Annotated in this window: 25 protein-coding genes; 7 read left to right on the top strand and 18 right to left on the bottom strand. The window is 68.7% G+C overall.

What is annotated here, in order from left to right:
• Positions 1-81: 81 nt before the first annotated feature.
• The 12 genes from holA to AAFP30_RS02705 form a co-directional block, all read right to left on the bottom strand.
• A complete protein-coding gene (holA, locus tag AAFP30_RS02760; protein WP_419228651.1) occupies positions 82-1,035 on the bottom strand; it encodes a DNA polymerase III subunit delta in 954 nt (317 codons plus the stop codon).
• Positions 917-2,545 (bottom strand): ComEC/Rec2 family competence protein, encoded by a 1,629-nt coding sequence (locus tag AAFP30_RS02755; protein WP_419228291.1) that lies wholly within the window; start codon positions 2,543-2,545, stop codon positions 917-919. Before AAFP30_RS02755 ends, holA begins: the two co-directional genes overlap by 119 nt.
• Complete coding sequence (locus AAFP30_RS02750; RefSeq protein WP_419228290.1) at positions 2,542-3,567, bottom strand: ComEA family DNA-binding protein; 1,026 nt, start codon at positions 3,565-3,567, stop codon at positions 2,542-2,544. The genes AAFP30_RS02755 and AAFP30_RS02750 overlap by 4 nt, the downstream gene beginning before the upstream one ends.
• Positions 3,568-3,652: 85 nt before the next feature.
• Positions 3,653-4,528, bottom strand: coding sequence for a DegV family protein (locus tag AAFP30_RS02745; RefSeq protein ID WP_419228289.1), 876 nt, complete (start codon positions 4,526-4,528; stop codon positions 3,653-3,655).
• 4 nt (positions 4,529-4,532) lie between these two features.
• Positions 4,533-5,267: a diglucosylglycerate octanoyltransferase gene (gene octT, locus AAFP30_RS02740; protein WP_419228288.1), complete on the bottom strand. Its 735-nt coding sequence runs from the start codon at positions 5,265-5,267 to the stop codon at positions 4,533-4,535.
• Entirely contained in the window at positions 5,264-5,977 is a 714-nt protein-coding gene (locus AAFP30_RS02735; protein ID WP_419228287.1) for a histidine phosphatase family protein, read from the bottom strand. The genes octT and AAFP30_RS02735 overlap by 4 nt, the downstream gene beginning before the upstream one ends.
• Positions 5,974-6,363 carry a ribosome silencing factor gene (gene rsfS / locus AAFP30_RS02730; protein WP_419228286.1) on the bottom strand — a complete coding sequence of 130 codons (390 nt, stop codon included), beginning with the start codon at positions 6,361-6,363 and terminating at the stop codon, positions 5,974-5,976. The genes AAFP30_RS02735 and rsfS overlap by 4 nt, the downstream gene beginning before the upstream one ends.
• 40 nt (positions 6,364-6,403) lie before the next feature.
• A complete protein-coding gene (gene nadD, locus AAFP30_RS02725) occupies positions 6,404-7,135 on the bottom strand; it encodes a nicotinate-nucleotide adenylyltransferase (protein ID WP_419228285.1) in 732 nt (243 codons plus the stop codon).
• A 40-nt stretch (positions 7,136-7,175) separates the two neighbouring features.
• On the bottom strand, positions 7,176-8,612 hold the full coding sequence (locus AAFP30_RS02720; RefSeq protein ID WP_419228284.1) for a vWA domain-containing protein: 1,437 nt from the start codon (positions 8,610-8,612) through the stop codon (positions 7,176-7,178).
• The gene (locus AAFP30_RS02715) at positions 8,609-9,541 is read right to left on the bottom strand and encodes an AAA family ATPase (protein WP_419228283.1); all 933 of its coding nucleotides are present in this window, start codon (positions 9,539-9,541) and stop codon (positions 8,609-8,611) included. Before AAFP30_RS02715 ends, AAFP30_RS02720 begins: the two co-directional genes overlap by 4 nt.
• Positions 9,542-9,555: 14 nt before the next feature.
• Positions 9,556-10,833, bottom strand: coding sequence for a glutamate-5-semialdehyde dehydrogenase (locus AAFP30_RS02710; protein ID WP_419228282.1), 1,278 nt, complete (start codon positions 10,831-10,833; stop codon positions 9,556-9,558).
• A gap of 120 nt (positions 10,834-10,953) precedes the next feature.
• Positions 10,954-11,631, bottom strand: coding sequence for an HNH endonuclease family protein (locus AAFP30_RS02705; RefSeq protein ID WP_419228650.1), 678 nt, complete (start codon positions 11,629-11,631; stop codon positions 10,954-10,956).
• Positions 11,632-11,826: 195 nt separating this feature from the next.
• Here AAFP30_RS02705 and AAFP30_RS02700 point away from each other — a divergent pair, with 195 nt between their 5' ends.
• On the top strand, positions 11,827-12,225 hold the full coding sequence (locus tag AAFP30_RS02700; protein ID WP_419228281.1) for a VOC family protein: 399 nt from the start codon (positions 11,827-11,829) through the stop codon (positions 12,223-12,225).
• Positions 12,226-12,228: 3 nt separating this feature from the next.
• Here AAFP30_RS02700 and recG read toward each other — a convergent pair whose 3' ends face one another.
• Both recG and AAFP30_RS02690 read right to left on the bottom strand, forming a co-directional pair.
• The gene (recG, locus tag AAFP30_RS02695; RefSeq protein WP_419228280.1) at positions 12,229-14,457 is read right to left on the bottom strand and encodes an ATP-dependent DNA helicase RecG; all 2,229 of its coding nucleotides are present in this window, start codon (positions 14,455-14,457) and stop codon (positions 12,229-12,231) included.
• An 8-nt stretch (positions 14,458-14,465) separates the two neighbouring features.
• Positions 14,466-16,133: a DAK2 domain-containing protein gene (locus AAFP30_RS02690; protein WP_419228279.1), complete on the bottom strand. Its 1,668-nt coding sequence runs from the start codon at positions 16,131-16,133 to the stop codon at positions 14,466-14,468.
• A gap of 238 nt (positions 16,134-16,371) precedes the next feature.
• On the opposite strand from AAFP30_RS02690, the gene rpmB reads away from it, so the two are divergent.
• From rpmB to AAFP30_RS02675, 3 genes are all read left to right on the top strand, one after another.
• Positions 16,372-16,563 (top strand): 50S ribosomal protein L28, encoded by a 192-nt coding sequence (rpmB, locus tag AAFP30_RS02685; RefSeq protein WP_408946550.1) that lies wholly within the window; start codon positions 16,372-16,374, stop codon positions 16,561-16,563.
• Between the two features lie 107 nt (positions 16,564-16,670).
• A complete protein-coding gene (locus AAFP30_RS02680) occupies positions 16,671-17,489 on the top strand; it encodes an enoyl-CoA hydratase/isomerase family protein (RefSeq protein ID WP_419228278.1) in 819 nt (272 codons plus the stop codon).
• A gap of 110 nt (positions 17,490-17,599) precedes the next feature.
• Complete coding sequence (locus AAFP30_RS02675) at positions 17,600-18,526, top strand: type IV toxin-antitoxin system AbiEi family antitoxin domain-containing protein (RefSeq protein ID WP_419228277.1); 927 nt, start codon at positions 17,600-17,602, stop codon at positions 18,524-18,526.
• An 86-nt stretch (positions 18,527-18,612) separates the two neighbouring features.
• On the opposite strand, the gene AAFP30_RS02670 is transcribed toward AAFP30_RS02675, so the two are convergent.
• The 3 genes from AAFP30_RS02670 to thiL are packed head-to-tail and all read right to left on the bottom strand — an operon-like array spanning position 18,613 to position 20,935.
• On the bottom strand, positions 18,613-19,296 hold the full coding sequence (locus AAFP30_RS02670; protein ID WP_419228276.1) for a uracil-DNA glycosylase: 684 nt from the start codon (positions 19,294-19,296) through the stop codon (positions 18,613-18,615).
• A 52-nt stretch (positions 19,297-19,348) separates the two neighbouring features.
• Positions 19,349-19,870: a gamma carbonic anhydrase family protein gene (locus tag AAFP30_RS02665; RefSeq protein ID WP_419228275.1), complete on the bottom strand. Its 522-nt coding sequence runs from the start codon at positions 19,868-19,870 to the stop codon at positions 19,349-19,351.
• A 36-nt stretch (positions 19,871-19,906) separates the two neighbouring features.
• Positions 19,907-20,935: a thiamine-phosphate kinase gene (gene thiL, locus AAFP30_RS02660; protein ID WP_419228274.1), complete on the bottom strand. Its 1,029-nt coding sequence runs from the start codon at positions 20,933-20,935 to the stop codon at positions 19,907-19,909.
• A 156-nt stretch (positions 20,936-21,091) separates the two neighbouring features.
• Between thiL and AAFP30_RS02655 the strand changes: the two genes are divergently transcribed.
• Both AAFP30_RS02655 and AAFP30_RS02650 read left to right on the top strand, forming a co-directional pair.
• Positions 21,092-21,337, top strand: coding sequence for an Lrp/AsnC ligand binding domain-containing protein (locus AAFP30_RS02655; protein ID WP_419228273.1), 246 nt, complete (start codon positions 21,092-21,094; stop codon positions 21,335-21,337).
• 13 nt (positions 21,338-21,350) lie between these two features.
• The gene (locus tag AAFP30_RS02650; protein ID WP_419228272.1) at positions 21,351-21,977 is read left to right on the top strand and encodes a DUF3515 domain-containing protein; all 627 of its coding nucleotides are present in this window, start codon (positions 21,351-21,353) and stop codon (positions 21,975-21,977) included.
• A 7-nt stretch (positions 21,978-21,984) separates the two neighbouring features.
• Here the strand turns inward: AAFP30_RS02650 and AAFP30_RS02645 are convergent, their stop codons facing one another.
• The gene (locus AAFP30_RS02645) at positions 21,985-22,986 is read right to left on the bottom strand and encodes an NAD(P)H-dependent glycerol-3-phosphate dehydrogenase (RefSeq protein WP_419228271.1); all 1,002 of its coding nucleotides are present in this window, start codon (positions 22,984-22,986) and stop codon (positions 21,985-21,987) included.
• A gap of 138 nt (positions 22,987-23,124) precedes the next feature.
• Between AAFP30_RS02645 and cofC the strand changes: the two genes are divergently transcribed.
• A complete protein-coding gene (cofC, locus tag AAFP30_RS02640; protein ID WP_419228270.1) occupies positions 23,125-23,859 on the top strand; it encodes a 2-phospho-L-lactate guanylyltransferase in 735 nt (244 codons plus the stop codon).
• Positions 23,860-23,884 lie beyond the last annotated feature (25 nt).

Raw genomic sequence — 23,884 nt, 5'->3', positions numbered from 1 at the left:
GGCCGCACTCGAGTAGATCTTTCGTCTCACCCCGGTGACATCCACGCGGTCACCGGGGTGAGACGCGTCTCCGCAGGGTGGTCAGGCTCGATCGCGGGTGGGCCGCAGATCGGCCACCGCGGCCACCGCGTGTTCCAGGCTGAAGTCGGCGTCGGCCGCCTGCCCTTTCACGTCTCCGTTGAGTTGCGCGACGACGATCACCGCGCGCGCGATGGCCGTCGAATCCCAGGCCCGCGCCTGCCCCTGCACCTTCTTCACCCGTCCCGGCGACATCCCTACCGCCGACGCCACCGAGTACTGATCCGCCGACCCCATCGCCCGCACCCGCGCGATCGCATGCACCGCCTCGGCCAGGGCATCGGCCAGCAGCACCCGCGGCACACCGTGATGCTCGGCCCACGCCAACGACTCCAGCGCGCCGGCCCGGTCCCCGGTGACCGCCTTGTCGGCGACCTCGAAACCGGTCACCTCCGCGCGCCCCTGGTAGTACATCGCGACCGACTCGCGGGTGACCTTGCCGCCGGTGTCGGCGACGAGTTGACTGCACGCGGCCGCCAGTTCCCGCAGTTCGGTGCCGACACCCTCGACGACCTGCTCGACCACATCGTTGGGCGCCTTCACCCCGAGTGACCGGAACTCCTTTCGGACGAAGTCCATCCGCTCGTTCGGCCATTTCGGTGCCACACAGTTGTGTTCGGCGGCACCGGCTTTCTGCAAGGCCGACACCATCGACTTGGTGCGGCCACCACCGGTGTGCACCACCATCAGGGTGATGCCGTCGGGCAGTTCTTTCGCCGCGGCGACGATCAACGCCGCCGGCTCCTTGCCGGCATCGGCGGCCGACTCCACGACGACGATCCGGTCCTCGGCGAACAGCGACGGACTGAGCAACTCGGCGAGCTCGTGTTCGGTGACATCACCCGCGCGGACCCGGGTGACCGGCACGTCGGTGCCCGTCGACGTCGACTGTTCCGCGGCGACCGCCGAGATCACCCGACCGGTCAAGAAGTCGTCGTCGCCGAGCAGGAGGTGCAGACGTTCCATCACGGCGACCATGCTGCCAGACGAGCCCGACAACGACGATCGTGCACACCCCCACCACCACCGCACCGATCGCACCGCCGGGCACCGGCACCGACGCCCACGACGCGCCGCCGAGGACTCGCGCGCAGCCGATCATCCACCACATCTCCGGACCCAACGCCCGCAACATCAGCACCCCGACCGCGGCACCCGTGCCGTCGGCACCACCGATCGACGCGATCACCGCCGCCGCGGTGCCGACGATGCCGATCACCCCCACCACCGGCACGACGAGGATGTTGGCGAGCAACCCGACCACGCTGAACCGCCCGGACAGCATCGCCACCACCGGAGCGGTGACCAGCTGCGCGGCCAGCGCCATCGCCGTCAGCTCCGCCAGACCGGCCGGAATTCGCTTGCCGCGCAGCCAGTCCCGCAGGCCGGCCGACCACAACACCAGACCCGTGGTGGCGAGCACCGAGAGCGCGAAGCCAGGAGCGACGGCGAGTTCCGGCCACCACAGCAAACCCACGATGGTGGCCCCGCCGAGCGCCGGCAACGCCACCGACCGCCGCGCACCCACCAGCGCCAGCAACCCGATCATCCCCATCATCGCCGCCCGCAGCACGCTCGGCGACGGCCGCACCAAGATCACGAATCCGATCAGAACCACCGCACCGAGCAGCGCGGTCAGCCGCGGTGAGGCACCAAGCATCCGCACACCGAGCACGACGGCACCCACCACCAGCGAGAAGTTGGCGCCGGAGACGGCCGTCAGGTGGGACAGTCCGGCGGCCCGGAAGTCATCGCGCACACCGCGATCGAGAGTGCTGACGTCGCCGAGCACCAAGCCCGGCAGCAGACCCGCCGCATCCGGCCCGAGTGCGCGCGCCGACACCTCCTGCAGGCGGTCCCGGACTGCACCGGCGAGTCGCTGCTGCGGCGGTGGCCGCCCCAGCAGGTGTGGCGCATCGGCCGCGGTCAGCCGCGCAACCAGGAGTTCTCCGCGTCGTGGTGGGCCCACCCGCACCAGCGCGGAGACCCGTTGTCCGGGAAGCAGTTCCGACCACTGCGCGGCGGGTCCGGACAGCATGGCCGACGCCGCGGCGCACGGTCGCCCGGCCACCGCGCCGACGTCGACCCGTACCCGCACCCGGGCGCTGGCCGCGGGCTCCATCGCCACCGGATCGTCGCGCACCACCAGCACCGCCCGCGCCTTGCCATCGATGTGCGACAACGGGTGTCGTGCCCGCGTGTCGAGCCGCAGGACGAGTCCGCACGCCGCGATGACCGCCATGGCGGCGACGACCATCCCGACTGCGACCGTCGACCACGTCACCACCCCGCGCCACACCACCACGACCGCACCCACCAGGACGGCACCCGAGATCGCCGCCACCGCAACGATCACACCCGGCGCGAGGACCCCGACGACGGTCACCACCCAGACCGTTACGGCCGGGGCCACCAACCGATAGTCGCCGGACGGCACGAAGGCTGCGAGCGCCGACCGGGTGCTCACACCGTGACCTGATCACGTAGCCGGGCCAGCCGGGCCGGACCGATGCCGTCGACCTCACCGAGTTGATCGACGGAGGTGAACCGGCCGTGCTGATCGCGCCACGCGAGGATCGCCTTCGCTGTCACCGGACCCACCCCGGGCAAGGCGTCGAGCTGTGCCTCGGTGGCCGTGTTCAGGTTCACTTTCCCGGTCGCCGAACCGGATTGGCCCGAACCGGTGGTGTTCGAGCCCGAGGGCGAGGGGCCGGACGTACCCGCGGTCGCGTCCGGACCGCCGACGGATCCGCCTGCCGCGGTCACCACCGCACTGCGCAGCGTCATGCGCCCGGGCCCTCCCGCGTAGCCGACGAGGATCTGATCCCCGTCGTTCACCTTCTGCGCCAGGTTCAGTGACAGCATGTCGGCCCCGGCCCGCGCTCCGCCTGCGCGGGCGATCGCGTCGGCCACCCGCGATTGCGCGGGCAGCCGCACCAGACCGGGCTTGTGCACCAACCCCACCACACTGACCACCAGTTCGGTGAGCGACTCGGTGCTCGAGGCGGCCGCACTCGCCCCGGTCGACGCGCCGGTGTCGCGTGGTGCGGTCGCGGCGATCGCACCGGGCCCGGCACTCGCCGGAAAGGCCACGGCGGGAGCATCTTCCGACGGTGAGCGCAGGACCGCGAACGCCGCGATCACACACGCGAGCACCCCGGCGAGGATGAGCGCGACCGCGGCGGGCGGCGCCACTGCGATCCGCCGCCGGCCGGTGTCGGCGTCCTCGTCGACCGGCTCCCCGAAGCGGTCGCCGACGGTCCGCTGGGCACTCGACCGGTCCTCGGGCGCAACGGGATCGAGCCAGCTCGGCATCGCGGTGACACCCCAGTCACCCAGCCCGCCATCAGTGGATGCGGCGTCAGCGAGCGCGGTCTCAGGCGCGTCGGACCCCGGTTCGGGCGGTGCCACCTCGCCTTCCCCTGCGGCCCCCTCGGCGGCCGCCAGACGATCCAGTCCACTGTGTGGTCGGCGTGCGGATGAACTCATGCGACGAGGCTAGGCACCGCAGACGTCGAAACACCGGTTCAGCCGGCAGGTGCGGAGAATCTGTGGATGAAGGTCGGGTTGTGGATCAGTGCGCGCCCGGATCGGCGTCGGCGGTGCCGTCGACCGGCTCGAGGTGGGTGGCGAGCGCGAGGCCGATCGCTCCGGGACCGACGTGGCAGCCCAGCACCGGGCCGAGATCCACCACCAGCTCGGAGGTCACCGCACGCAGCCGTCCGCGCAGCTGTTCGGCGAATTCCCTTGCCAGTTCCGGGGATTGGCTGTGCTGGATGCCGAGCGTGACCGGGCGGTCGTCGGCGGATTCGACCGCCGCGTCGGCCATCTTGGACAATGCCTTGGAGAACGTGCGGTGCCGTTCACGCAGCGACAGCACGCCGTCGACCATGTGCAGGATCGGTTTGATGGCCAGGGCGGAGCCGAGCATCTTGCTGGCTGCGCTGATGCGGCCACTCTGGCGCAGATTGTCGAGCTGGTGCACGCAGATCAGCGAGTCGACGGTGGCCGCCTGCCGGATGGCCGACTCGTAGACACGGTCCCGGTCGGCGCCGTCGGAGGCCGCCTGCGCGGCTCCGATCGCGGTGAACCCGACGGCGAGTCCGACCGACCGCGAGTCGACGATGCGGACCAGTCCGGGGAATTTCTCCGCCGCCAGGCGCGCGGCACCCCAGGTCCCGGACAGCCGCCGCGACATGAAGACCCCGACCACGCCGGCGCCGTCGCTGGCCGCGATCGCCTCCTCGAAGGCCACGGTCATCTCGTGCGGGTTGGCGCCCGAGGTGGTGACGCCCGGGGTGGAGATGATGTCGGCGGGGATGTCGTCGACACCCTCGAGATAGTCGTTGCCGTCCATCGTCAGGTGCAGCGGAACCTGCCGGATGCCGTAGCGGTCGGCCAGCGACGCGGGCAGCCGGGACGACGAATCGGTGACGACGACGACAGGCACGCGTCTACGTTAGCGGGTCCGTGGTGAGGACATCCGCCACGCCCGCAACCACTGCATCGGCGATCTGCCGGTGGCAGTCGAAACCCCAGTGAATGCCGTCGGGATTCATCTGATCGGGGGTGTTGTGGAATGCGTCACGCGTGCTCGGATAGAAGTCGACCGTCGGCAGACCGTGGCTCTGCGCCCATTCGGTCATCGCGGCCGTCGTCGGGATCCGACCGCTGTGCACGTAGCCGTAGTAGGGGCTGCGGTGCGTCGGCGGCAGGCACACGACGATCGGCAGGTCGGGACGCAGCTGCGCCAGCGCCGACCGGATCTTCTCCAGGTATTCGACGGTGACCTTCGGCGGCAACGCCATCGGCCAGCCCGCCTTGGCCGCCCGCGGCTGCACCCACGCGTAGCCGTCGCGCACCCATTGGCGAAAACGGTTGGGCCGCAAGTACCGGATCTGTTCGCGCAGCGCGGTGGGCAGTGGCGACGGCAAACTGTCCATGCCGCCGAACGCGAGGACCACGACGTCGGCGGTCGGGACCGCGGCCCAGATGTTCGGATCCTGGGTCAGTGCCCACCAGATATCGCGGCTGGTCCAGCCGATGCGGCCGAACAGCTTGACCTCGCGGCCGCACTGCTCGCCGACGAGGTTCGGCCATATCCGCGGGTCGCCTGCCGGCAGACCGCCCGTCGGACCGTAGTAGGCGAGAGAATCCGACAGAACGACGATCGAGCGGGTATCGGTCACTGGACGGCTGCGTCGGCGCTCTCCGCCGACGCATTCCACACGTCGAGGCGCCACCGCGGGGCATCGCCGGGCAGACTGTGCCCGGACAGCTGCACCCAGCTGGTGTTGGCCAGGCCGCCGAACACCGTCCACGACGTCTCGGGCAACCCGAGCAGCGCCGCGGTCATCGCCGCGATCACCCCGCCGTGGGCGACGAGCACCACCGGCGCCTCCGGCCGCTCCCCGGTCCCCCAGTCGGCCCGCTGCGCGACGAGTTCGTCCACGACGACCACCGCACGGTGCGCGACGTCGATCCGGCTCTCCCCGTTCGGCGGCGACCAACTCGCGTCGTCGCGCCACAGTCGCCGCGCGCCGGGCATCGCGTCGTCAACCTCGGTGTGGGTCATCCCCTGCCAGTCGCCGAGATGGGTTTCCCGCAGTCGCACATCGGTACTGACGGGCAGTCCGGTGCGCTGCGCAAGCGCTTCGGCGGTGTCGCGGGCACGTTTGAGGTCTGACGACGTGATCAGCATCGGCCCGCGATCAGCCAGTGCTGCCGCGGCCGCCTTCGCCTGCCGCTGCCCCACCTCGGAGAGGTCGGTGTCGAGTTGTCCCTGCATGCGGCTGGCGGCGTTGTACTCGGTTTGCCCGTGCCGCAACAGGATCAGCCGCCGCACCACCGGGGTGAGACGCTCGACCGAGGTGTCGTGGCTGTCCGGACCTCTGCTCATGCGGTCGGTTCCGTGTCGCCGGCACCCTCGAGACCGTCGATCTCGATGACCGGGCAGTCCTTCCACAGCCGTTCGAGCGCGTAGAAATTGCGTTCGTCGGCATGCTGGATGTGCACGACGATGTCGGCGTAGTCGATCAGCGTCCAGCGACCCTCGCGGGTGCCCTCGCGGCGCACCGGCTTGTGTCCGGCCTCGCGGAGCTTGTCCTCGACCTCGTCGACGATCGCGTTGACCTGCCGCTCGTTGTCGGCGGATCCGATCACGAAGATGTCGGTGATGACGAGTTGCTCGGAAACGTCGATGACGGTGACGTCGTGCGCGAGTTTGTCGGCGGCGGCGCGGGCGGCGATCGTGGCCATCTCCAGCGCTTCGGCTGAGGCAGTCACTTGGGTGGTTCCTTCCGGTCGGTGGATATGAATGTCGTGGTCACGGAGCGGACACCCCGGGTGAGGATGCGCGGGGCGGACGGTAGAGCTTGCGTTTGTTGATGTACTGGACGACGCCGTCGGGCACCAGATACCAGACCGGCCGGCCGCGGGCGGCGCGGTCGCGGCAGTCGGTCGACGAGATGGCCAAGGCCGGGATCTCCAGCAGTTGCAGGGTCTCCGGGGGAAGCTTCTCCAGGTGCTGGGCCAGATGGGTGGCGTCGAGTTCGTAGCCGGGGCGGCTGACACCGATGAAGAACGCGAGGTCGAACAGTTCTTCCCAGTTCTGCCAGGACAGGATCGAGTCGAGGGCGTCGGCGCCGGTGATGAAGTAGAGCTCGGCCTCGGGATGGATGCGGCGCAGGTCGCGCAGGGTGTCGACGGTGTAGGTGCGGCCTTCGCGTTCGATATCGACACGGCTGACCGAGAACCGCGGGTTCGAGGCAGTCGCGATGACCGTCATCAGGTACCGGTCTTCGGCGGGACTGACCGACGGCCGCGATGTGGAGCTCTTTCCCGGGGCGCCGTCGGCGGGAGCCTTGTTGGCCTCGTCGTCGGCGATCTTCTGCCACGGCCGGCCGGTCGGTACGAAGATGACCTCGTCGAGCGAAAAGCGGTGGGCCACCTCGCTGGCGGCGACGAGGTGCCCGTTGTGGATCGGGTCGAAGGTGCCACCCATGATGCCGATCCGACGCACGCGGGGTCGCGGAGACGACGGGCGGTCGGTGGCCATGAGGCGTCAGTCTACTTCAGCGCACCGTGTGACTTGATGTTCACACGGGCAACAGGTCGGCGATGGCCCGGCCGAGTTGGGTGGCGTTCCGGCACTCGAACATCTCGATGATCTCGTCGTACTCCATCGCCGCCGAATCCCCGGTCCCCCAATTCCGGCGGGCTTCGGGGTTGAGCCAGTACGCGTGCCGGGCCTTCTCGACGAGCGCGCGCAGCGACTCCAACCGCGGATCGTGGTAGTTGTTGCGGGCGTCGCCGAGGATCAGCAACGCGCCACGGTGGGTGAGGGTATCGCCGTAGTTCTCCACGAACCCCTTGAGCATGTTGCCATAATCCGAATGTCCGTCGCGGGTCACGATCCGTGCCTCGGTGATCATCCGATGCATGCTGGTGCCGAAGTCCTCGTCGTCGGCGCCGCGCTCGAAGTAGTCGGTCACCTCGTCGACCGTATCCACGAAGGCGTACACCCGGACCTTCGAAAACTGTTGGCGCAGAGCGTAAACCAGCCGCAGAGTGAACTGGGAGAACCCGGCGACCGATCCCGAGACATCGCACAGCACGGTCAGTTCCGGGCGGCCGGGTCGCGGTTTGCGGTGACTCAGCTCGATCGGCACCCCACCGGTCGACATCGACTTACGCAAGGTCTGGCGCACGTCGACCGCACCCCGGTGGGCGCGGCGTCGACGGATCTCGAGTTTCGCCGCCAGCAGACGGGCAAGGGGTTCGATGGTGCGGCGGATCTCGGCGAGATCGCTCGCCCCGGCGGAGAGGAAGTTGATGTTCTCCGGCAGCGTCGGGACCGCGTAGTCGGCGACGCGTTGACGCCCGTTGCGCCCGGCCATCCGCCGCTGGGTCTCGGTCTCGATCTTCGCGCGGAAGTCGGTGGTCTTGGCGCGCGCCGCCCGACGGTAGAGCGGCTCGGTACCGGCGCGGTCGCCGAGCGCACCGTCGTCGTCGGCGCTCCCGGTCATCGCGGCGGCGATCTGCGCGATCAGCGTCTGCGGATTGACCGCCGACAACGCTTGATACGCCGAGAATGCCTCACCGCGGGTGGACCCGTACCGGCCGAGTTGGTCGACGATGAGCGCGACCATCGCGTCGAGCCTGCCGTCGGCCGCGGCCTCGTCGTCGGCGAGCATCTGCGCGACCATGTCGCGCACCGCGTCGATGTCGATCTCGCCGTCGTCGGTGCGGGGCAGGTCGGTGACCGCGGTGCGAGCGCCGGTGCCGAGCGGAAACCACAGGTCGAAGACGGTGTCGAACACCCGGCGGTGCATCTGGTCGCTGATCAGGGTGGCGGCGAGGCCTTCGCGCAGCGACCGCCGGTCGAGCAGGTCGAGGACTTCCATCGCCCGCGCGGCGTCGATCAGCCCGGATGGTCCGACGACGATGCCGCGGTTCCGCAATTCGTCGACGAAACCGGTGAGGTGATCGACGATCGGCACATCCCCGATCGCGCCACGCGCGTCGAGCGTCATCCGCCCAGCTTGAGTTCTTTGAGCGCGGTCTTCAGATCGGGCCGATGCTTGAGCACCACGCCCAGGGTCCGGGCGATGAGCCCGTCGTCGAGTTTGCCGTCACGGACGCTCGACGACTCGTCACCGGCTCCGAGCGCGAGCAGCGTGTTGCCCCAGTCGATGGTCTCGGCGACCGACGGCTTCTTGCGGATGTCGAGGGTGCGCAGCACACCGACGACCCGCACCAGCTCGGCCGCGAGCGAATCCGAGAGCGCCGGCACCCGGGAGGCGAGGATCTCGCGTTCGCGGGCGGCCTCCGGGAAGTCGATGTAGAGGTACAGGCAGCGACGCTTCAGTGCCTCCGACAGATCTCGGGTCGCATTGGAGGTGAGGATGACGATCGGTCGCCGGGTCGCGGCGACGGTCCCCATCTCCGGGATGGTGACCGCGAAGTCGCTGAGCACCTCGAGCAGCAGCCCCTCCATGTCGACGTCGGCCTTGTCGACCTCGTCGATCAGCAGCACGGTCGGCTCGGAGCGGGAGATCGCCTTGAGCAGCGGCCGCGGCAGCAGGAACTCGTCGGAGAAGATGTCGCTCTTGGCCTCATCCCACGAGCGGGTGCCGGTCGCCTGGATCGCCAGGATCTGCTTGGCGTGGTTCCACTCGTAGAGGGCGCGCGCCTCGTCGATGCCCTCGTAGCACTGCAGGCGGATCAGCTCGGCGCCGATCGCCTGCGAAATGGCCCGGGACAGTTCGGTTTTCCCGACGCCGGCCGGACCTTCGACGAGCAGCGGCTTACCCAGCCGGTCGGCGAGGAAGGTCGAGGTGGCGGTGGCCTCGTCGGCGAGGTAGCCGGTGTCACGGAGTCGCGAGATGACCTCGGGGACGCCGGTGAACGACGGAACGGTGTTGGGGCCGGAGGTGGCCGGGTCGGAGGTGGTTTGGGTCATGGTTGACTCCCCCATCATGCGGACCGGATGTGGCCGTCGCCCCAGACGAGCCACTTGGTCGAGGTCAGTTCCGGCAGCCCCATCGGACCGCGCGCGTGCAGTTTCTGTGTCGAGATACCGATCTCGGCGCCGAAGCCGAATTGCTCACCGTCGGTGAACGCGGTGGACGCGTTGACCATCACGGCGGCGGCGTCGACGCGGCTGGTGAACTCGCGGGCTGCGGCGAGGTCGGCGGTGATGATCGCCTCGGTGTGCCCGGTGCCGTAGGTGTCGATGTGGGCGACCGCGGCGTCGAGGTCGTCGACGATCTTCATCGCGATGTCCAGTGACAGGTATTCGTCGGTCCAGTCGGCTTCGGTCGCCGGCTCCATGCCGGGTTCGTCGCCGTGGATCACCACGCCCTGCGACTGCAGCGCCTGCGAGATCTTCGGCAGCGCATCGGCGGCGACGGCCTTGTCGATGAGCACGGTCTCGGCCGTGTTGCACACGCTGGGCCGGCGGGTCTTGGAGTTCAGGATGATGCGAGTGGCGATGTCGACGTCGGCGAGCGCGTGCACATAGACGTGGCAGTTGCCGGTGCCGGTCTCGATGGTCGGCACCGTCGCATTGGCGACGACAGCATTGATCAGGCCGGCACCGCCACGCGGGATGACCACGTCGACGAGACCGCGGGCACGGATCAGCGCGGTGACGCTGGAGCGGTCCTCGCTCGGCAGCAGGGCCACAGCGTCGGCGTTGACACCCTTGCTGCGCAACACCTCTCGCAGCACGCGCACCAGTTCGGCGTTGGAGTTCGCGGCCGACGACGACCCACGCAGCAGCACCGCGTTGCCGGATTTGAAGGCGATCCCGAAGGCGTCGACGGTGACGTTGGGGCGGGCCTCGTAGACCATGCCGACCACGCCGAGCGGTACCCGCACCTGGCGCAGTTCGAGGCCGTTGGGCAAGGTCTTGCCGGCGACCACCTCGCCGATCGGGTCGGGTAGCACGGCGACCTGGCGCAGGCCGTCGGCGATGCCGGTCACCCGTTCCGGGGTCAGCCGCAGCCGGTCGATGAGACTCGCCTCGGTGCCGTCCTCGTCGGCGCGGGTGATGTCGGCGGCATTGGCCGCCAGGATCGCCTCGGCGTCGGCCTCGATCGCTTCGGCCGCCGCGAGCATCACCTCGTTCTTGTCGGCGGTCGTCAGCTGTGCCAGCGCCCGGGAGGCGATGCGGGCGGCCTTGGCCAGATCGGTCACGACCTGCTCGACGTCGCCCGTGGTCACGCCGGGTTCGGCGGTGGGTGCACTCATGAATCCTCGCTTTGCCTGGCGGAATTATGCCGTCCACCAGACTACGCACCGCCGATCAGTGATCGCAGACCGCGTCCATCCCGGACTCGACGGCGCCATACCCGGAATCGGTCGTGTCGCTCACCTTCTGCGAGCACAGCGCGACAGCACTTTTGCCAGCACCGCGCGCGACGCGGCGTCGACGGACAGCCGGTAGGCGGTCGCCACGGTGACGAACTGGATCGCATACCGGCAGTGAAATCGCTTGTCCGGCGGCATCCAGCGTGCGGGTTCGGCATCGCTCTTGTCCTGATTCGACGCGGCGTCGACGGCCACGAGGTTGGCCGGGTCGTTGGCGAAATCGGTGCGCGTCGACAACGACCACGACCACGCGCCCATATCCCAGGCGAGCGCCAACGGAACGATATGGTCGATCTGCACCGCTCCCGCCTTGCGGTCACGCGCGAACACCAGGAACTTGCCGGTGTAGGGGCTGCGGAACTCGCCGGCCAGGACCGCGCGCGGACACGACGCAACCGCCCCCACCCTGGTGTCGGTGAGATCCCGAGCCAGAATGTCGTTGCGCGTATCGCACCCATTACCCCCATCGGCGACCGACACCGCGTCGGTCCACGCCGGACCGAAGGCGTCACGGTGGTAGTCGTCGCGCGATAACCGTTGCGCCACAACAGGCATGCGACCGAGCTGCGCCACCGACGCCTGAGCGCCGGCAGCCAGTGCCGGATCGACCGGCACCTGTTCGCGCACACTGACCACCGCGACCATCACCGCACTGCCGACACAGACGGTCAGCACCAGCCACCACCGCAACGGCCACCTAATGGCCGGCCGACCTCTGCGCGTACATCCCACCTGCTCCTCCCCCGTCGACAATTGGACGCACCGCGCGGACATCCGGTTCCATTGCGGACCGTCATGGACCGCAATCCCCCATAGCGTCGACGATGTTGCGTGCTCGACCGATCACTGCACCCACCACCGACCGGAGGAATCATGAACCTTGTATCTGTCCGCATCATCACGGCATCTATCGACGCCATGGTCACGTTCTACGCACAGGTCACCGCCCACACGGCCCGCTGGGCCACCCCTGATTTTGCGGAGATCGTCACTGCAGGAGGCACTCTCGCAATTGCCAGTGAACGCACCGCGGCGCTGTTCGCCGCCGACTCCGTGGCCCCCGCATCGAACCGTTCGGTCATCATCGAGTTCCAAGTGGACGACGTCGACGCCGTGTACGCCCGCCTCGCCGATCACCTCTCCGAGATCGTACAGGCCCCGACCACCATGCCGTGGGGCAATCGTTCGGCGCTGTTCCGCGATCCCGACGGCAATCTGGTCAATCTCTTCACGCCGGTCACGGCGGAAGCACTGGCACGCGTTGCCCGTTGACGACTACGACTTGTCCAGGTACTCGACCTTCTGCGGCGCCAGGATCGCATCGACCAGTTCGGCAAGCGCACGATGCTCGGTGAGTTCGAGGTCGGCCCCCACCACGTCCTCGGCCAGCTCACGAGCGTCGGCGATGACCTCGGCGTCACCGATCAGCGACAAGAACCGCAACGACGACGTGCCACCCGACTGGATCGAACCCAGGATGTCGCCCTCGCGACGCTGCTCGAGATCGACCCGCGCGAGCTCGAAGCCGTCGTTCGATTTCTCCACCGCCCGAAGTCGTTGCATTGCTTGCGAAATCGGTGCAGACCCGGTCATCAGCAGGCACAACCCGGGGTGTCCACCACGACCGACTCGTCCCCGCAACTGGTGTAGTTGGCTCACCCCGAAGCGTTCGGCGTCGACGATCACCATCATCGTCGCGTTGGGCACGTCCACGCCCACTTCGATGACGGTGGTCGAGACGACGAGGTCGATCTCGCCGCGCCCGAACGCATCCATCACCCCGTTCTTCTCGTCGGCCGGCAACCGACCGTGCAGCAGCGCGAGTCGGTACTGGCCGAGGGGGCCGGCGAGCAGTTCCTCGTATTGGTCGAGGACGGACACCGTCTTGAGCGCCGGGTCCGCGTCGCGGGACTTCTTGTCGTCGTCGTCGCCGATCCGGGAGCACACGGCGTACACCTGGCGGCCCTTCGAGATCTCTTCCGCGGCACGTGCCCACGCCCGGTCGACCCAGTCCTTCTTGCCGGTCGGGACCACCGAGGTACTGATCGGCTGCCGTCCGCGCGGGAGTTCGGTCAGCACCGAGGTGTCGAGATCACCGAAAACCGTCATCGCGACGGTGCGCGGGATGGGGGTGGCCGTCATGACCAAGCAGTGCGGCATCAGCCCGTCGCGACCCCTGCCCCGCAACACGTCTCGCTGCTCGACACCGAACCGGTGCTGCTCGTCGACAACGACCATGCCGAGGTCGAAGAAGCTCACGTTCTCCTCGAGCAGCGCGTGGGTTCCGACGACGATGCCCGCGGTACCGCTGACCACGTCCAGCAACGTCTGACGACGTCCAGCCGTTTTCATCGAACCGGTGAGCAACGCGATCTTCGTCGCCCCCTCGGCCGCGGTCAGCTCGCCGGCCTCCGCCAGGTCGCCGAGCATCTTGCGCATCGTCCGATAGTGCTGTGCAGCAAGAACTTCGGTGGGCGCCAGGATCGCGCACTGATGCCCGTTGTCGACCACCCGCAGCATCGCAAGCAGCGACACAAGGGTCTTACCGGAGCCCACCTCACCCTGCAGCAGCCGGCTCATCGGGCTCGTCGCGGACAGATCATCGGCGATCTCGGCGACCACCGTCTGCTGTCCGTCGGTCAACGTGAAGGGCAGTCGCGCAAGCAACTGGTCCTCGAGTCCGCCGTCGACGTGCGGGCACGACGGCGCGCGTTCGGCCCGGCCGGCGATCCGACGCTGCGCCAGGACCGTCTGGATCGCCAGCGCCTCATCGAACTTCAGCCGGGCACGGGCGGTGTCGATGTCGTCGTCGGTCTCCGGCAAGTGGATGCGGTGCAGCGCATCGTCGGTCCCGATCAATTCGTGTGCGGCGCGCTGGGATTCGGTGAGGGCGTCGGGGATCGGGTCGCCGCCGTCCATCGCCGTGAGCACCCGGCGGATCGCCGACCAGATGTGCCAGGTCTGAATCTCCTTGGACGCCGGGTAGATCGGCACGATCGCCCGGTCGAATCCGGCCGGATCGACCTCATCTTCCCCGTCGGCGGCCTCCATCGCGTACATCTCCGAGAGCATCGCCGACCCGACGACGTGGTCGACCTCCGGCTCACCGTCGGGCAGCACCGCCCATTCCGGATGGGACAGTTGCACCTGGCCACGGAACGATTTCACCTTGCCGGCCATCATCACCCGCGCACCCGATTTCAGCTTCTGCTGGATGAAACGGGCATTGAAGAAGTTGGCCTCGTAAGTGTGGTTGCCGTCGCTGACGGTCACCTTGAGGAACTGGCCGTGCCGCTTGCGCATCGAGATCATCTTCGACCCGGTGATGCGTCCGACGATGGTCACCCACTCGTCGTCGATGGGCATTTCGTCGTTGGAGAGTTGGCCGTGCCGCACGTACCGGCGCGGCGCATAGCGCAGCAACTCGCCGACCGTATGCACCTGTAGACCAGCGAGTTTCTCGACGATCTTGGGGTCGAGCACCGCCTCGAGCGGATCGGTCATCCCGAGGCTCACTCGACACCCACCTGCAGGACCTGATCCGACTGTCCGGTGCGGTAGATGGCGAGTTCGACGCCCTGATAGTTGCGGCGCATCAGGACGGTGATCGCCTCGAGGACCTCGTCGTCGACGTCGGCGCCGGCCAACACCGTGACCAACTCGCCGCCGGTGGCCAGCATCAGATCGATCAGGGCCGTCGCGGCTCCGGTCTGATCGGCGGAGATGACCAACACGTCGGAACCGATGAGGCCCAACATGTCCCCGACCTCGCAGGTACCGGCCAGCGTCATCATCTTGGCCCGGGCGCGGACCAGTGAGCCCCACCGGGTGCCGGCGGCGGCCTCGGCCATGGCGTAGCTGTCGGCATCGGGTGACTCGCTGGGATCGTGCACCGCGAGCGCCGAAAGGCATTGCACCATCGATGACGTCGGAATGTTGACGACCGCCCGCAGGGGCGAGCGCGCCTCGGCGGTGACGGTGACGATGTCCTGCGAAGCCAGCTTGCCGTTGGCCATCACCACGATGTGTGCACTGTCGGTGTTGCGGATGGCCTCCGCAAGTGTCGTCGGTTTGAGTCCGGCGTCGGCCCGGACCACCACCGCACCGGCCTCGGCGAACAGTTCGGCGGCGCCGTCGCCGGTCACCACCGCGACCACCGCCCGCTTGTGCCGCGGCGGCGACTCGGCGGGGCCGACCTGCAGCCGGATGGCGTCGAGAGCGAAACAGCTGATCCGGATCTCGGACACCGTGCCGCGCACGACCCCGGCCTCGACGGCCTTGCCGGGCTCGCAGGTGTGCACGTGTACCGAGAAACGTTCGTGCTCACCGCTGGAGTTGTCGCCGACGATGACGACCGCGTCGCCGAGGTCGTTGAGTGTGTCGCGCAGCGGACCGATCTGTTCGGCGGCGCCCTCGAGCAGGTACATGACCTCGAAGTCCATGTCGCTGCCGCCGGAGCAGGTCTCGTCGGCCTGATGCCCCGGTTCGCCGCCGCCCTGCAGGATGCCGTGGTAGCGGCGTCGACGGTTGGCCACGCCGGTGAGCACCTGGACCATCGCGTCGGCGAGCACCAGGAAGCCGCGCGCACCGGCGTCGACGACCCCGGCACTCGCCAGTTCCGGGAGTTGCTCCGGCGTCATCTCCAGTCCCTCTGCGCACTCGTCGGCGACCGCCCGGGCGAGGCCGGCCGGCGAGCCGTCGACGTGTGCGGCGGCGGTCTCGGCGGCGATCCGCACGAGTGTCAGCACGGTGCCTTCGCGGGGTTCGCTGACCGCGCGCACCGCGGCCCGCGCACCGAGCCGCAAACCACCACTCATCAGTCGGTTGAAGCCGAGTACCTCCTCGTCGGCCAACGCCTCGGCGGCGTCGGCCATCCCGACGAGCACCTGCGACAGGATCACCCCGGAGTTACCGCGCGCCGAGGCCACCGCGCCGTCGGCCATCTCCCGGGCGACGGTCGGGACGCCCGCGTGGGCGGGTGCTGAGGCGGCCGCGTCGGCGGCGGCCTGCATGGTGGAGAGCATGTTGCTGCCGGTGTCGGAGTCCGGGATCGGGAAGACGTTGAGGTCGTTGATCTCACCGCGCAGCGTCGCCAGATTGTCGGCGGCGGCCCGCGCCCAGTCCCGCAACAGCTGCGGATCCATCGCCCGCGAGGCGCCACCGTCGAACACCGGCTCCATGAAACCCCTTACCCTGACGTGATTGTGTCCGACATTACTCGGCAAGGGTGACAGCCCGGACCTCACCGGCCGGACATCGTGCGACGTCAGCGGGACCATGGGGAGCGATTTGGCCGGGCAGCCGACCGGAGGCTATCCTTGCAGGGTTGCCTATCGGCCATCCCCACTCGACGCACGCCGTCGGACGCGGAACCGACGGGCTCACTGACCAGAAAATTATCTACCAAGGGAGTTCACGATGGCTGCCGTCTGCGATATCTGCGGCAAGGGACCGGGCTTCGGCAAGTCGGTTTCGCACTCGCACCGGCGCACGAATCGCCGGTGGAACCCGAACATTCAATCGGTGCGCGTCGAAGTTGCGCCGGGGAACCGCAAGCGCAAGAACGTGTGCACGTCCTGCCTGAAGGCGGGTAAGACCGCTCTCGTCTGATCGTCGAGCACGGTCAGTACAGCAGAACATCACAAACCCGATCCCGAGCGAGCAGTCGGTCTGCCCCGGGGTCGGGTCTTTGTGTTGTGCGCGATAGAGTTCGCCGCATGACCGCCACCACACAGACCTCCGCGGACCCGGACGCCCTCGTCACCCAGCAGGGATCGGTCCTCACCATCGCCGTCTCGACCGCTGCCGCCGGCACCTCCCTCAGTGACGACGCGCTCGCCCAGGGCACGCTTGCGCTACGTGAGGTGGCCCGCGGAGAACGCGAGGTCGGAGCGATCCTCCTGGTCGGTGCGGGTGCCAACTTCTGCGCCGGCGGCAACGTGCGCGCCTTCGCCTCCGCCGACCACCGCCCCACCTATCTGCAGGATCTCGCCGACACCTTCCACCGGTTCGTCACCGCGCTGCACGAGGCCAACCGGCCCGTCGTCGCCGCGGTCAAGGGGTGGGCGGCCGGGGCCGGCATGAGCATCGTGCTGCACGCCGACGTCGCGATCGCCGGCACCTCAACCAAACTGCGTCCCGCCTACCGCGGCATCGGACTCTCCCCCGACGGCGGCATGACCTGGACGTTGCCCCGGATCGTCGGTGCCGCCCGCGCCCGGCAGATCATCCTCACCGACGCCGTCATCGACGCCGAGCACGCCCTCAATTGGGGCATCGTCTCCGAGATCGTCGACGACGCGGACGTCGAATCCACCGCGCGCACCGTCGCCGAGACAATCGCCGCCGGACCCTGGGCCGCCAACGGCGCCACCCGCGCCCTGCTCACCGCATCCCCGTCGGTGTCGCTGACCGAGCAGCTGACCGCCGAGGCCGCCTCCATCTCCCGGCTCTCCGGCTCACCCGAAGGGATCGAGGGCGTGGACGCGTTCATCGGGAAGCGGGCCGCCGATTTCGCCGCCGCTCGTCAGAACTGAACCACTCCCACACCCGAATTGGCCCGTCTACACACGGAATCTCGTGTGTAGACGGGCCAATTCGTGTGTCGTCGCCGACGATGGAGCCAAACGGGCACCCGTCGCGTCCAATGAGCATGCAGGAATTCCCCACCGACGCTCACGGAATCATCTACCGGCGCACCGCCCTCGACCATGGCTACACGGACAAGCAGTTGGCGAAGGACGTGCGCGGTCGAGACCTCATGCGCATCTGGCAAGGCGCGTTCATCCCGACGCCGCCCAAGCCCCTCAAACCGCACGAACTGCATCGCCTCAGGGCGCTGGCCGCAGCCACGCTCGGCGACGAATCCGTCCTGAGCCATGAATCGGCGGCGCTGGTGCACGGCTTGTCACTGCTGCACCCACGCCTGGACAGACTCCACTTCGCCACCGGACTCAAGACCGGCGGCCGCGTCGACCAGAACCGACACCTGCACGCCGGCGTACTGACGGCCGAGGACGTCACATCCCTCGAGCGGGTCACCGTAACCACCCTGGAGCGCACCGCCGCCGACGTCGCCTGCACTCAGGGGTTTGCCGTCGCGCTGGCCGTGCTCGATTCCGCACTTCGACGCGGCGCCGATCCGGACCTCATCGCCACCCACCTCGAGCGGCATCGCCGCGGTGTCGCCCAGGCCCGTCGCGCGCTCACCCTCGCCGACGCCGGCGCCGAGAACGCCGGTGAGTCGTGGGGCCGCGCTCAGATCATCGCCGCCGGACTGCCCATTCCCCGCCTCCAGCACAAGTTCTTCGACCGCGACGGCGAGTTCGTCGCACGCACCGACTACGACTGGCGTGGTGCATTGGCGGCAGAGTTCGACGGGATGGTCAAGTACCAGCGCCATCTACGCGAGGGCGAGTCTGCCTTCGACGCAATGAAGAGGGAGAAATTGCGCGAGGATGCGTTGCGCCGACTGGGTGTCATGGTGATCCGCTGGATCTGGGACGATCTGCGCCACAACCGCGTGGTGCCGATGGTACGGGAGTGGCTGAACACCCTGGGCCTCTCGGCGTGAGCACACGAATCTTTCCAACCGCACACGGTATCTCCTGTGTAGACGGAACAAACTGTGTGCCAATCCAATCCACGATGACGCCGGAATCAGCTCGGCAGCCGCCAGTCCACCGGCTCGGCGCCGAGTTCGTCGAGCGCCTCGTTGGCCCGGCTGAACGGACGCGACCCGAAGAACCCGCGGCTCGCCGACAGCGGCGACGGGTGCGGGGACACGATCACCGGCACGTCGGGCATCCACTGCTGCAGGTTCGCGGCATCGCGACCCCACAGGATCGCGACGAGCGGTTCACCCTCGCGGTCGACGAGGGCCTTGATCGCGCACTCGGTGACCTGTTCCCACCCCTTGCCGCGATGCGACCCGGCCTCACCGGGCGACACCGTGAGCACTCGATTGAGCAGCAACACACCGGATTTCGCCCACGGGGTGAGGTCGCCGGTGGCGGGCATCGGATAACCGAGGTCCTCGCAGTACTCGCGGTAGATGTTGGACAGCGACCGCGGGATCGGCGAAACCTCCGGCGCCACCGAGAAACTCAGGCCGACGGCGTGCCCCGGGGTGGGATAGGGATCCTGTCCGACGATGAGGACGCGGACGTCGTCGAACGGTTGGGTGAAGGCGCGCAGCACGTTGGTGCCCGCGGGCAGGTAGCCGCGCCCGGCGGCGTTCTCGGCCCGCAGGAACTGTCCCATCGAGGTGATCACCTCTTCGACCGGAGCCAGTGCCTGCGCCCAGCCGGGGTCGAGCAACTCGGCGAGCGACTGTGCGCTCATGACTCCCCTCCCTCCGCCGAAGACACCAATTCTGCCTGTCCCACAACGATTCTCAATCGATCCTCCGCAGCGCTTCGCGATAGTGCAGCGCATTCTGGTGGTACATGTCGGCGTTGAGGTCGGTGTGCTGCTCGGGCACCTCATAGCCCTCACGGATCTTGGCGGGCACCCCGAGCGCCATCCGCCGCGGCGGGACGTCGAACTTGAACGGCACCACCGCGCCGGCGCCGACGATCGCGCCGTCGCCGATCGTGGATCCGTTGAGTACCACCGATCCCGACGCGATCAGGCAGTTGTCGCCGATGGTGGAGCCCTCGATGTGGGCGTTGTGTCCGACGACGCAGCGAGCGCCGATGACGGTCGGGTCGATCATCGTGCAGTGGATGACGGTCCCGTCCTGGATGTTGCTCATCGTGCCGATGGTGATGCTGCCGTAGTCGCCGCGCAACACGGCACCGGGCCAGATGGACACGCCGTCGCCGAGGGTGACCGAACCGATCACCGTGGCGTCGGGATGGACGTAGACGTTCTCGCCGAGGACCGGTACCCGATCGCCGAGTGCATAGATGGCCATGGGACAGAATCTAGTTCACGCGCACAATGCGGCCGCTCACGACCCGAACGACTGCCATCCGTGCAGGTCGTCGACCGCCCGGTCGTCGACGATCACCCCCGCACCCGCTTCCACCGTGCCGATGACCGTCCAGCCCGCAGGCACCGTGTCCGCGGCGAAGGCTCCCAGCAGTTCGTGGTCCTCACCACCGGCGACCGTCCAGTCCACCAGCTCCGCACCGAGCGCCTTGGCCGCCGACGTGATCTCCGGTGTGGTGGGCACCAGACGGCTGTCCACCGACAGCCGGGTGCCCGACGCCGCTGACATCGTGACGAGCTCCTCGACGAGGCCGTCGGAGATGTCGGTCATCGCATGCGCGCCGGCCCGCGCCGCCACCGGACCCTGCTCGAGCGCGGGAGACGGCAGTCGGTAGGCGTCGAGCAGTTGCGGATGCGCCTCGAGAACGCTCCGGTCACCACGCTGCTCCGCATCGACGAACAACGCGAGCCCCGCGGCGCTCGCTCCGAGCGCGGTCCCGGTCACGGCGAGCACATCCCCGGGCCGCGCCCCGCCGACGACGATCGGTGTCGCCCCGTCGAGGGCACCCACTGCGGTCACGGTCAGCACCACCTGGTCGGCCGCGACCAGATCGCCACCGAGGACCCGTGCCCCCAGTCGGTGGGTGGCGTCGACGATGCCGGCATTCAGGTCGAGCACGGTGCCCACCGACGTCGACGACGGGCAGGCGATCGACACCACGACACCGGTGGTGCGGCCACCCATCGCGGCGATGTCGGCGGCACTGGCCACCACCGCTCGGGCCCCGACGGTTCGTGCGTCGGACCAGTCGAAACGGAAATGTCTGCCCTGGACGGCGGTGTCGGTACTGATCACCGTCGGTCCCGCGGTGTCGATGACGGCGGCGTCGTCGCCCGACCCGATCACGATGTCGTGGCCGGTGCCCGGCGTGGGTTCGAGGTCGCCGCGGGTCGCGGCGCGGGTGAGTTCGGCGATGAGTCGACGCTCTCCCACCTCACCGACGGAGCGTGTCCGATCGACCGAATCCCCGCTGGGTGCGACGGTCACGACAGCTCCTCGATCCGTTTGAGTCGCGCATTCTTGGGGTTGTCGGCGACAATATGGCGACAGTGTATTTCGTCGCGGTTTTGGACGGGTTATTTGGACGGCGAATCGAACGGGTCGAATCCAACCGGCCGGTACACGGTTCCGCCAGACGAGAGGATGGGCGTGGTTCAGGCATACATACTGATCCAGACCGAGGTCGGACGAGCCGCATTGGCGGCCGCGACGATTGCGGAGATCTCCGGTGTCGCCTCGTCCGAAGAGGTCAGCGGACCCTACGACGTCATCGTCCGGGTGGACGCCGCCGACGCCACCCACCTCACCGAGGACGTCGTCCCGCAGATCCAAAAGGTCGACGGGATCACCCGCACGCTCACCTGCCCGGTGGTGCAGAACACGCGCTGACCACACGTAGGGTGTGGTCGTGACCGACGACCAGCCGACGCCGACCGACGGGGACGACCCGCGCGAGGAGACCTCCGGCGGCGACTCCCCGGACTCCGCAGCAACCGAATCCGACGATCTGTCGTCGCGGTACGGGTCCGACGGCCCGCGGCTGAGTCCGGCCCTGATCGCCACGCTGGTCACCATTCCGGTGCTGGTGATCGCCGGGTTCATCGCGTTCGCCGCGCTGCGCCCCGACCCCACCACCCCGGTCGAGTCCTACGCGGCTAGTGAATCGGCGTCCGCGGACTGCGCCAAACTCATTGCCGCCCTACCGACGTCGTTCGACGGTTTCGGCGACAAGCAGGTCACCGGCAGCACGGTCAAGTGGCCGTCCGACGGCGACGGTGAACCGGTGGTGTTGCGGTGCGGCATCTCCCGGCCCACCGAGTTGTCGCCGACCAGCAATCTGCAGGTGATCAATCCGGTGCAATGGTTCATCACCGACACCGTCGAGGGCGCAGGCCAGGCCTACGTCTGCGTCGACCACCGTCCGTATGTGGCGATGTGGATTCCGGTGAACGCCGGCAACGGACCGATCACCGATGTCTCGGCGGTCATCGCGACGACCTTGCCCCGCGCGCCGCTCGATTTCGGCTGATATACCGCTAGAAAGTCTCGGGCTTGGTCGCCCGCCCGAGCAGCATGCTCACCGCGTCGGCGACCGACAACCCGCCGTGGCACACCTGGTGGACCGCGTTGGTCAACGGCATCTCCACGTCGTGCTTGTCGGCCAACGCCCGCACCGACGTGCAGGACTTGACGCCCTCGGCCACCTGCCCATGCGCGGCTTCCTGCGCCTCCTCCATGCTCGCGCCCTCACCGAGCCGGGCGCCGAAGGTTCGATTGCGCGACAACGGCGATGAACAGGTGGCGACGAGGTCGCCGATGCCGGCCAGCCCCGCCATCGTCTCGATCTGCGCGCCGAGCGCGACCCCGAGGCGTATCGTCTCCGCGAGTCCGCGGGTGATGATCGTGGCGAGCGTGTTCTGGCCGAAGCCGACGCCACTGGCCATTCCGCAGGCCAGGGCGATGACGTTCTTGACCGCGCCGCTGATCTCACAACCCACCACGTCGGTGTTGGTGTACGGCCGGAAGTACTCGGTATGAAATGCCGACTGGAGTTCACGGGCGCGCTGCTCGTCGCTGCAGGCGATGACGGTGGCGGCGGGCTGGCCCTCGGCGATCTCCCGCGCGAGATTGGGTCCCGACAGCGCCGCGACATGTTCCGACGGTGCGCCGGTCACCTCGGCGATCACCTCGGTCATGCGCATCAGGGTGCTGGTCTCCACGCCCTTGGCCAAGGACACGAACGTCGTCTCCGGACCGACATGCTCCACCCAGTCGGCGAGATTGGGGCGCAGCACCTGGGACGGAATGGCGCAGACGACGACGTCGGCTCCCGACAGCGCCTCGCCGACCGAATGAGTCGCGGTCAACGCGTCGGGCAGGGTGATGCCCGCGAGGTACCGGTCGTTGCGGTGGTCGGCGTTGATCGCCTCGGCCAGGTTGGCCTCCCTCGCCCAGAGGGTCGCGTCGGTACCCGCATCGACCAGCACTTTTCCGATGGCCGTTCCCCAGGAACCCGCACCCATCACCACTGCGCGCACGTCTACTCCTTTGCCGACACCGCTAGTGCCCCTCACCCTAGGACATGGAGGCGGGTCGCCGTCTGCGAATCCGGGCCAGTCCGAGCCGATGGCGGGGCACGTTGGGCACCGGACCCGACAATGGGCATCATGGTCTGCATGACCGCGATATCCGAACACGCCGCGCCGGGCCCTGGCGGGGTCGTCGCGGTGATGGCGGTGAAGCGACTCGACGAGGCCAAGTCACGGCTGGCCGCGAGCCTGCGCGTACCCGGCACCCCGCACGGCACGCTGGTCCTCGCCATGCTGGCCGACACCCTGGCAGCGGTCCGGGCGGCGGGCGTCGAACGGGTCGTGGTCGTCTCACCCGACGACGACGTGCTCGTCGTCGCGCAACGGGCAGGTGCCGTCGGACTCCGCGAGGAACAGCCACGTTCCCCCGACACCGCGGCCGACCGACTGAATCACGCGTTCTCCCATGCGCATGCCGCGGCGGCAGCGCGGTGGCCGGACGCCGGGCGGATCGTGTTCATCCAGGCCGACCTGCCGGCCGCCACCGCGACCAGCCTCCGCGAGGTACTCGCCGCGGCGGCCCTACACCCGCAGGCCCTGCTCACCGACCGCGACGGCACCGGCACCACCATCCTGGTGCGTGACACCGACATCCTCGAGGCACCCCGATTCGGCCCCAATTCGGCTGCCGCCCACCGCGACTCGGGCGCTGTCGACCTCGACCCAACTCAGCGGAACTGGCTGGATCTGCGCACCGACGTCGATACCGCCGCCGACCTGGAGGCGGCCCGGCTGCTCGGCTGCGGTCCACACACCACGGCCGAACTCTCCCGGCGAGCCACAGCTGCGGGCGCACCGCAACCGGTTCGACGGTGCGGGTGACGGGCAAGCGCGTCACCATCGCGGA

The sequence above is a fragment of the Gordonia sp. CPCC 205515 genome (assembly GCF_048537925.1).
GTDB lineage: Bacteria > Actinomycetota > Actinomycetes > Mycobacteriales > Mycobacteriaceae > Gordonia.
This window is presented reverse-complemented; position numbering and strand designations above follow the sequence as displayed.

Excerpts from the sequence above, each read along its gene's own strand:
- AAFP30_RS02680 (WP_419228278.1), top strand. The coding sequence starts at position 16,671 with ATGACCGCCACCACACAGACCTCCGCGGACCCGGACGCCCTCGTCACC.
- AAFP30_RS02675 (WP_419228277.1), top strand. The coding sequence starts at position 17,600 with ATGAGCATGCAGGAATTCCCCACCGACGCTCACGGAATCATCTACCGG.
- AAFP30_RS02750 (WP_419228290.1), bottom strand. The coding sequence starts at position 3,567 with ATGAGTTCATCCGCACGCCGACCACACAGTGGACTGGATCGTCTGGCG.
- recG (WP_419228280.1), bottom strand. The coding sequence starts at position 14,457 with ATGACCGATCCGCTCGAGGCGGTGCTCGACCCCAAGATCGTCGAGAAA.
- rpmB (WP_408946550.1), top strand. The coding sequence starts at position 16,372 with ATGGCTGCCGTCTGCGATATCTGCGGCAAGGGACCGGGCTTCGGCAAG.
- AAFP30_RS02715 (WP_419228283.1), bottom strand. The coding sequence starts at position 9,541 with ATGACCCAAACCACCTCCGACCCGGCCACCTCCGGCCCCAACACCGTT.
- AAFP30_RS02670 (WP_419228276.1), bottom strand. The coding sequence starts at position 19,296 with ATGAGCGCACAGTCGCTCGCCGAGTTGCTCGACCCCGGCTGGGCGCAG.
- AAFP30_RS02735 (WP_419228287.1), bottom strand. The coding sequence starts at position 5,977 with ATGAGCAGAGGTCCGGACAGCCACGACACCTCGGTCGAGCGTCTCACC.
- AAFP30_RS02710 (WP_419228282.1), bottom strand. The coding sequence starts at position 10,833 with ATGAGTGCACCCACCGCCGAACCCGGCGTGACCACGGGCGACGTCGAG.
- cofC (WP_419228270.1), top strand. The coding sequence starts at position 23,125 with ATGACCGCGATATCCGAACACGCCGCGCCGGGCCCTGGCGGGGTCGTC.
- AAFP30_RS02720 (WP_419228284.1), bottom strand. The coding sequence starts at position 8,612 with ATGACGCTCGACGCGCGTGGCGCGATCGGGGATGTGCCGATCGTCGAT.
- AAFP30_RS02700 (WP_419228281.1), top strand. The coding sequence starts at position 11,827 with ATGAACCTTGTATCTGTCCGCATCATCACGGCATCTATCGACGCCATG.
- AAFP30_RS02655 (WP_419228273.1), top strand. The coding sequence starts at position 21,092 with ATGGGCGTGGTTCAGGCATACATACTGATCCAGACCGAGGTCGGACGA.
- AAFP30_RS02690 (WP_419228279.1), bottom strand. The coding sequence starts at position 16,133 with ATGGAGCCGGTGTTCGACGGTGGCGCCTCGCGGGCGATGGATCCGCAG.
- AAFP30_RS02665 (WP_419228275.1), bottom strand. The coding sequence starts at position 19,870 with ATGGCCATCTATGCACTCGGCGATCGGGTACCGGTCCTCGGCGAGAAC.
- nadD (WP_419228285.1), bottom strand. The coding sequence starts at position 7,135 with ATGGCCACCGACCGCCCGTCGTCTCCGCGACCCCGCGTGCGTCGGATC.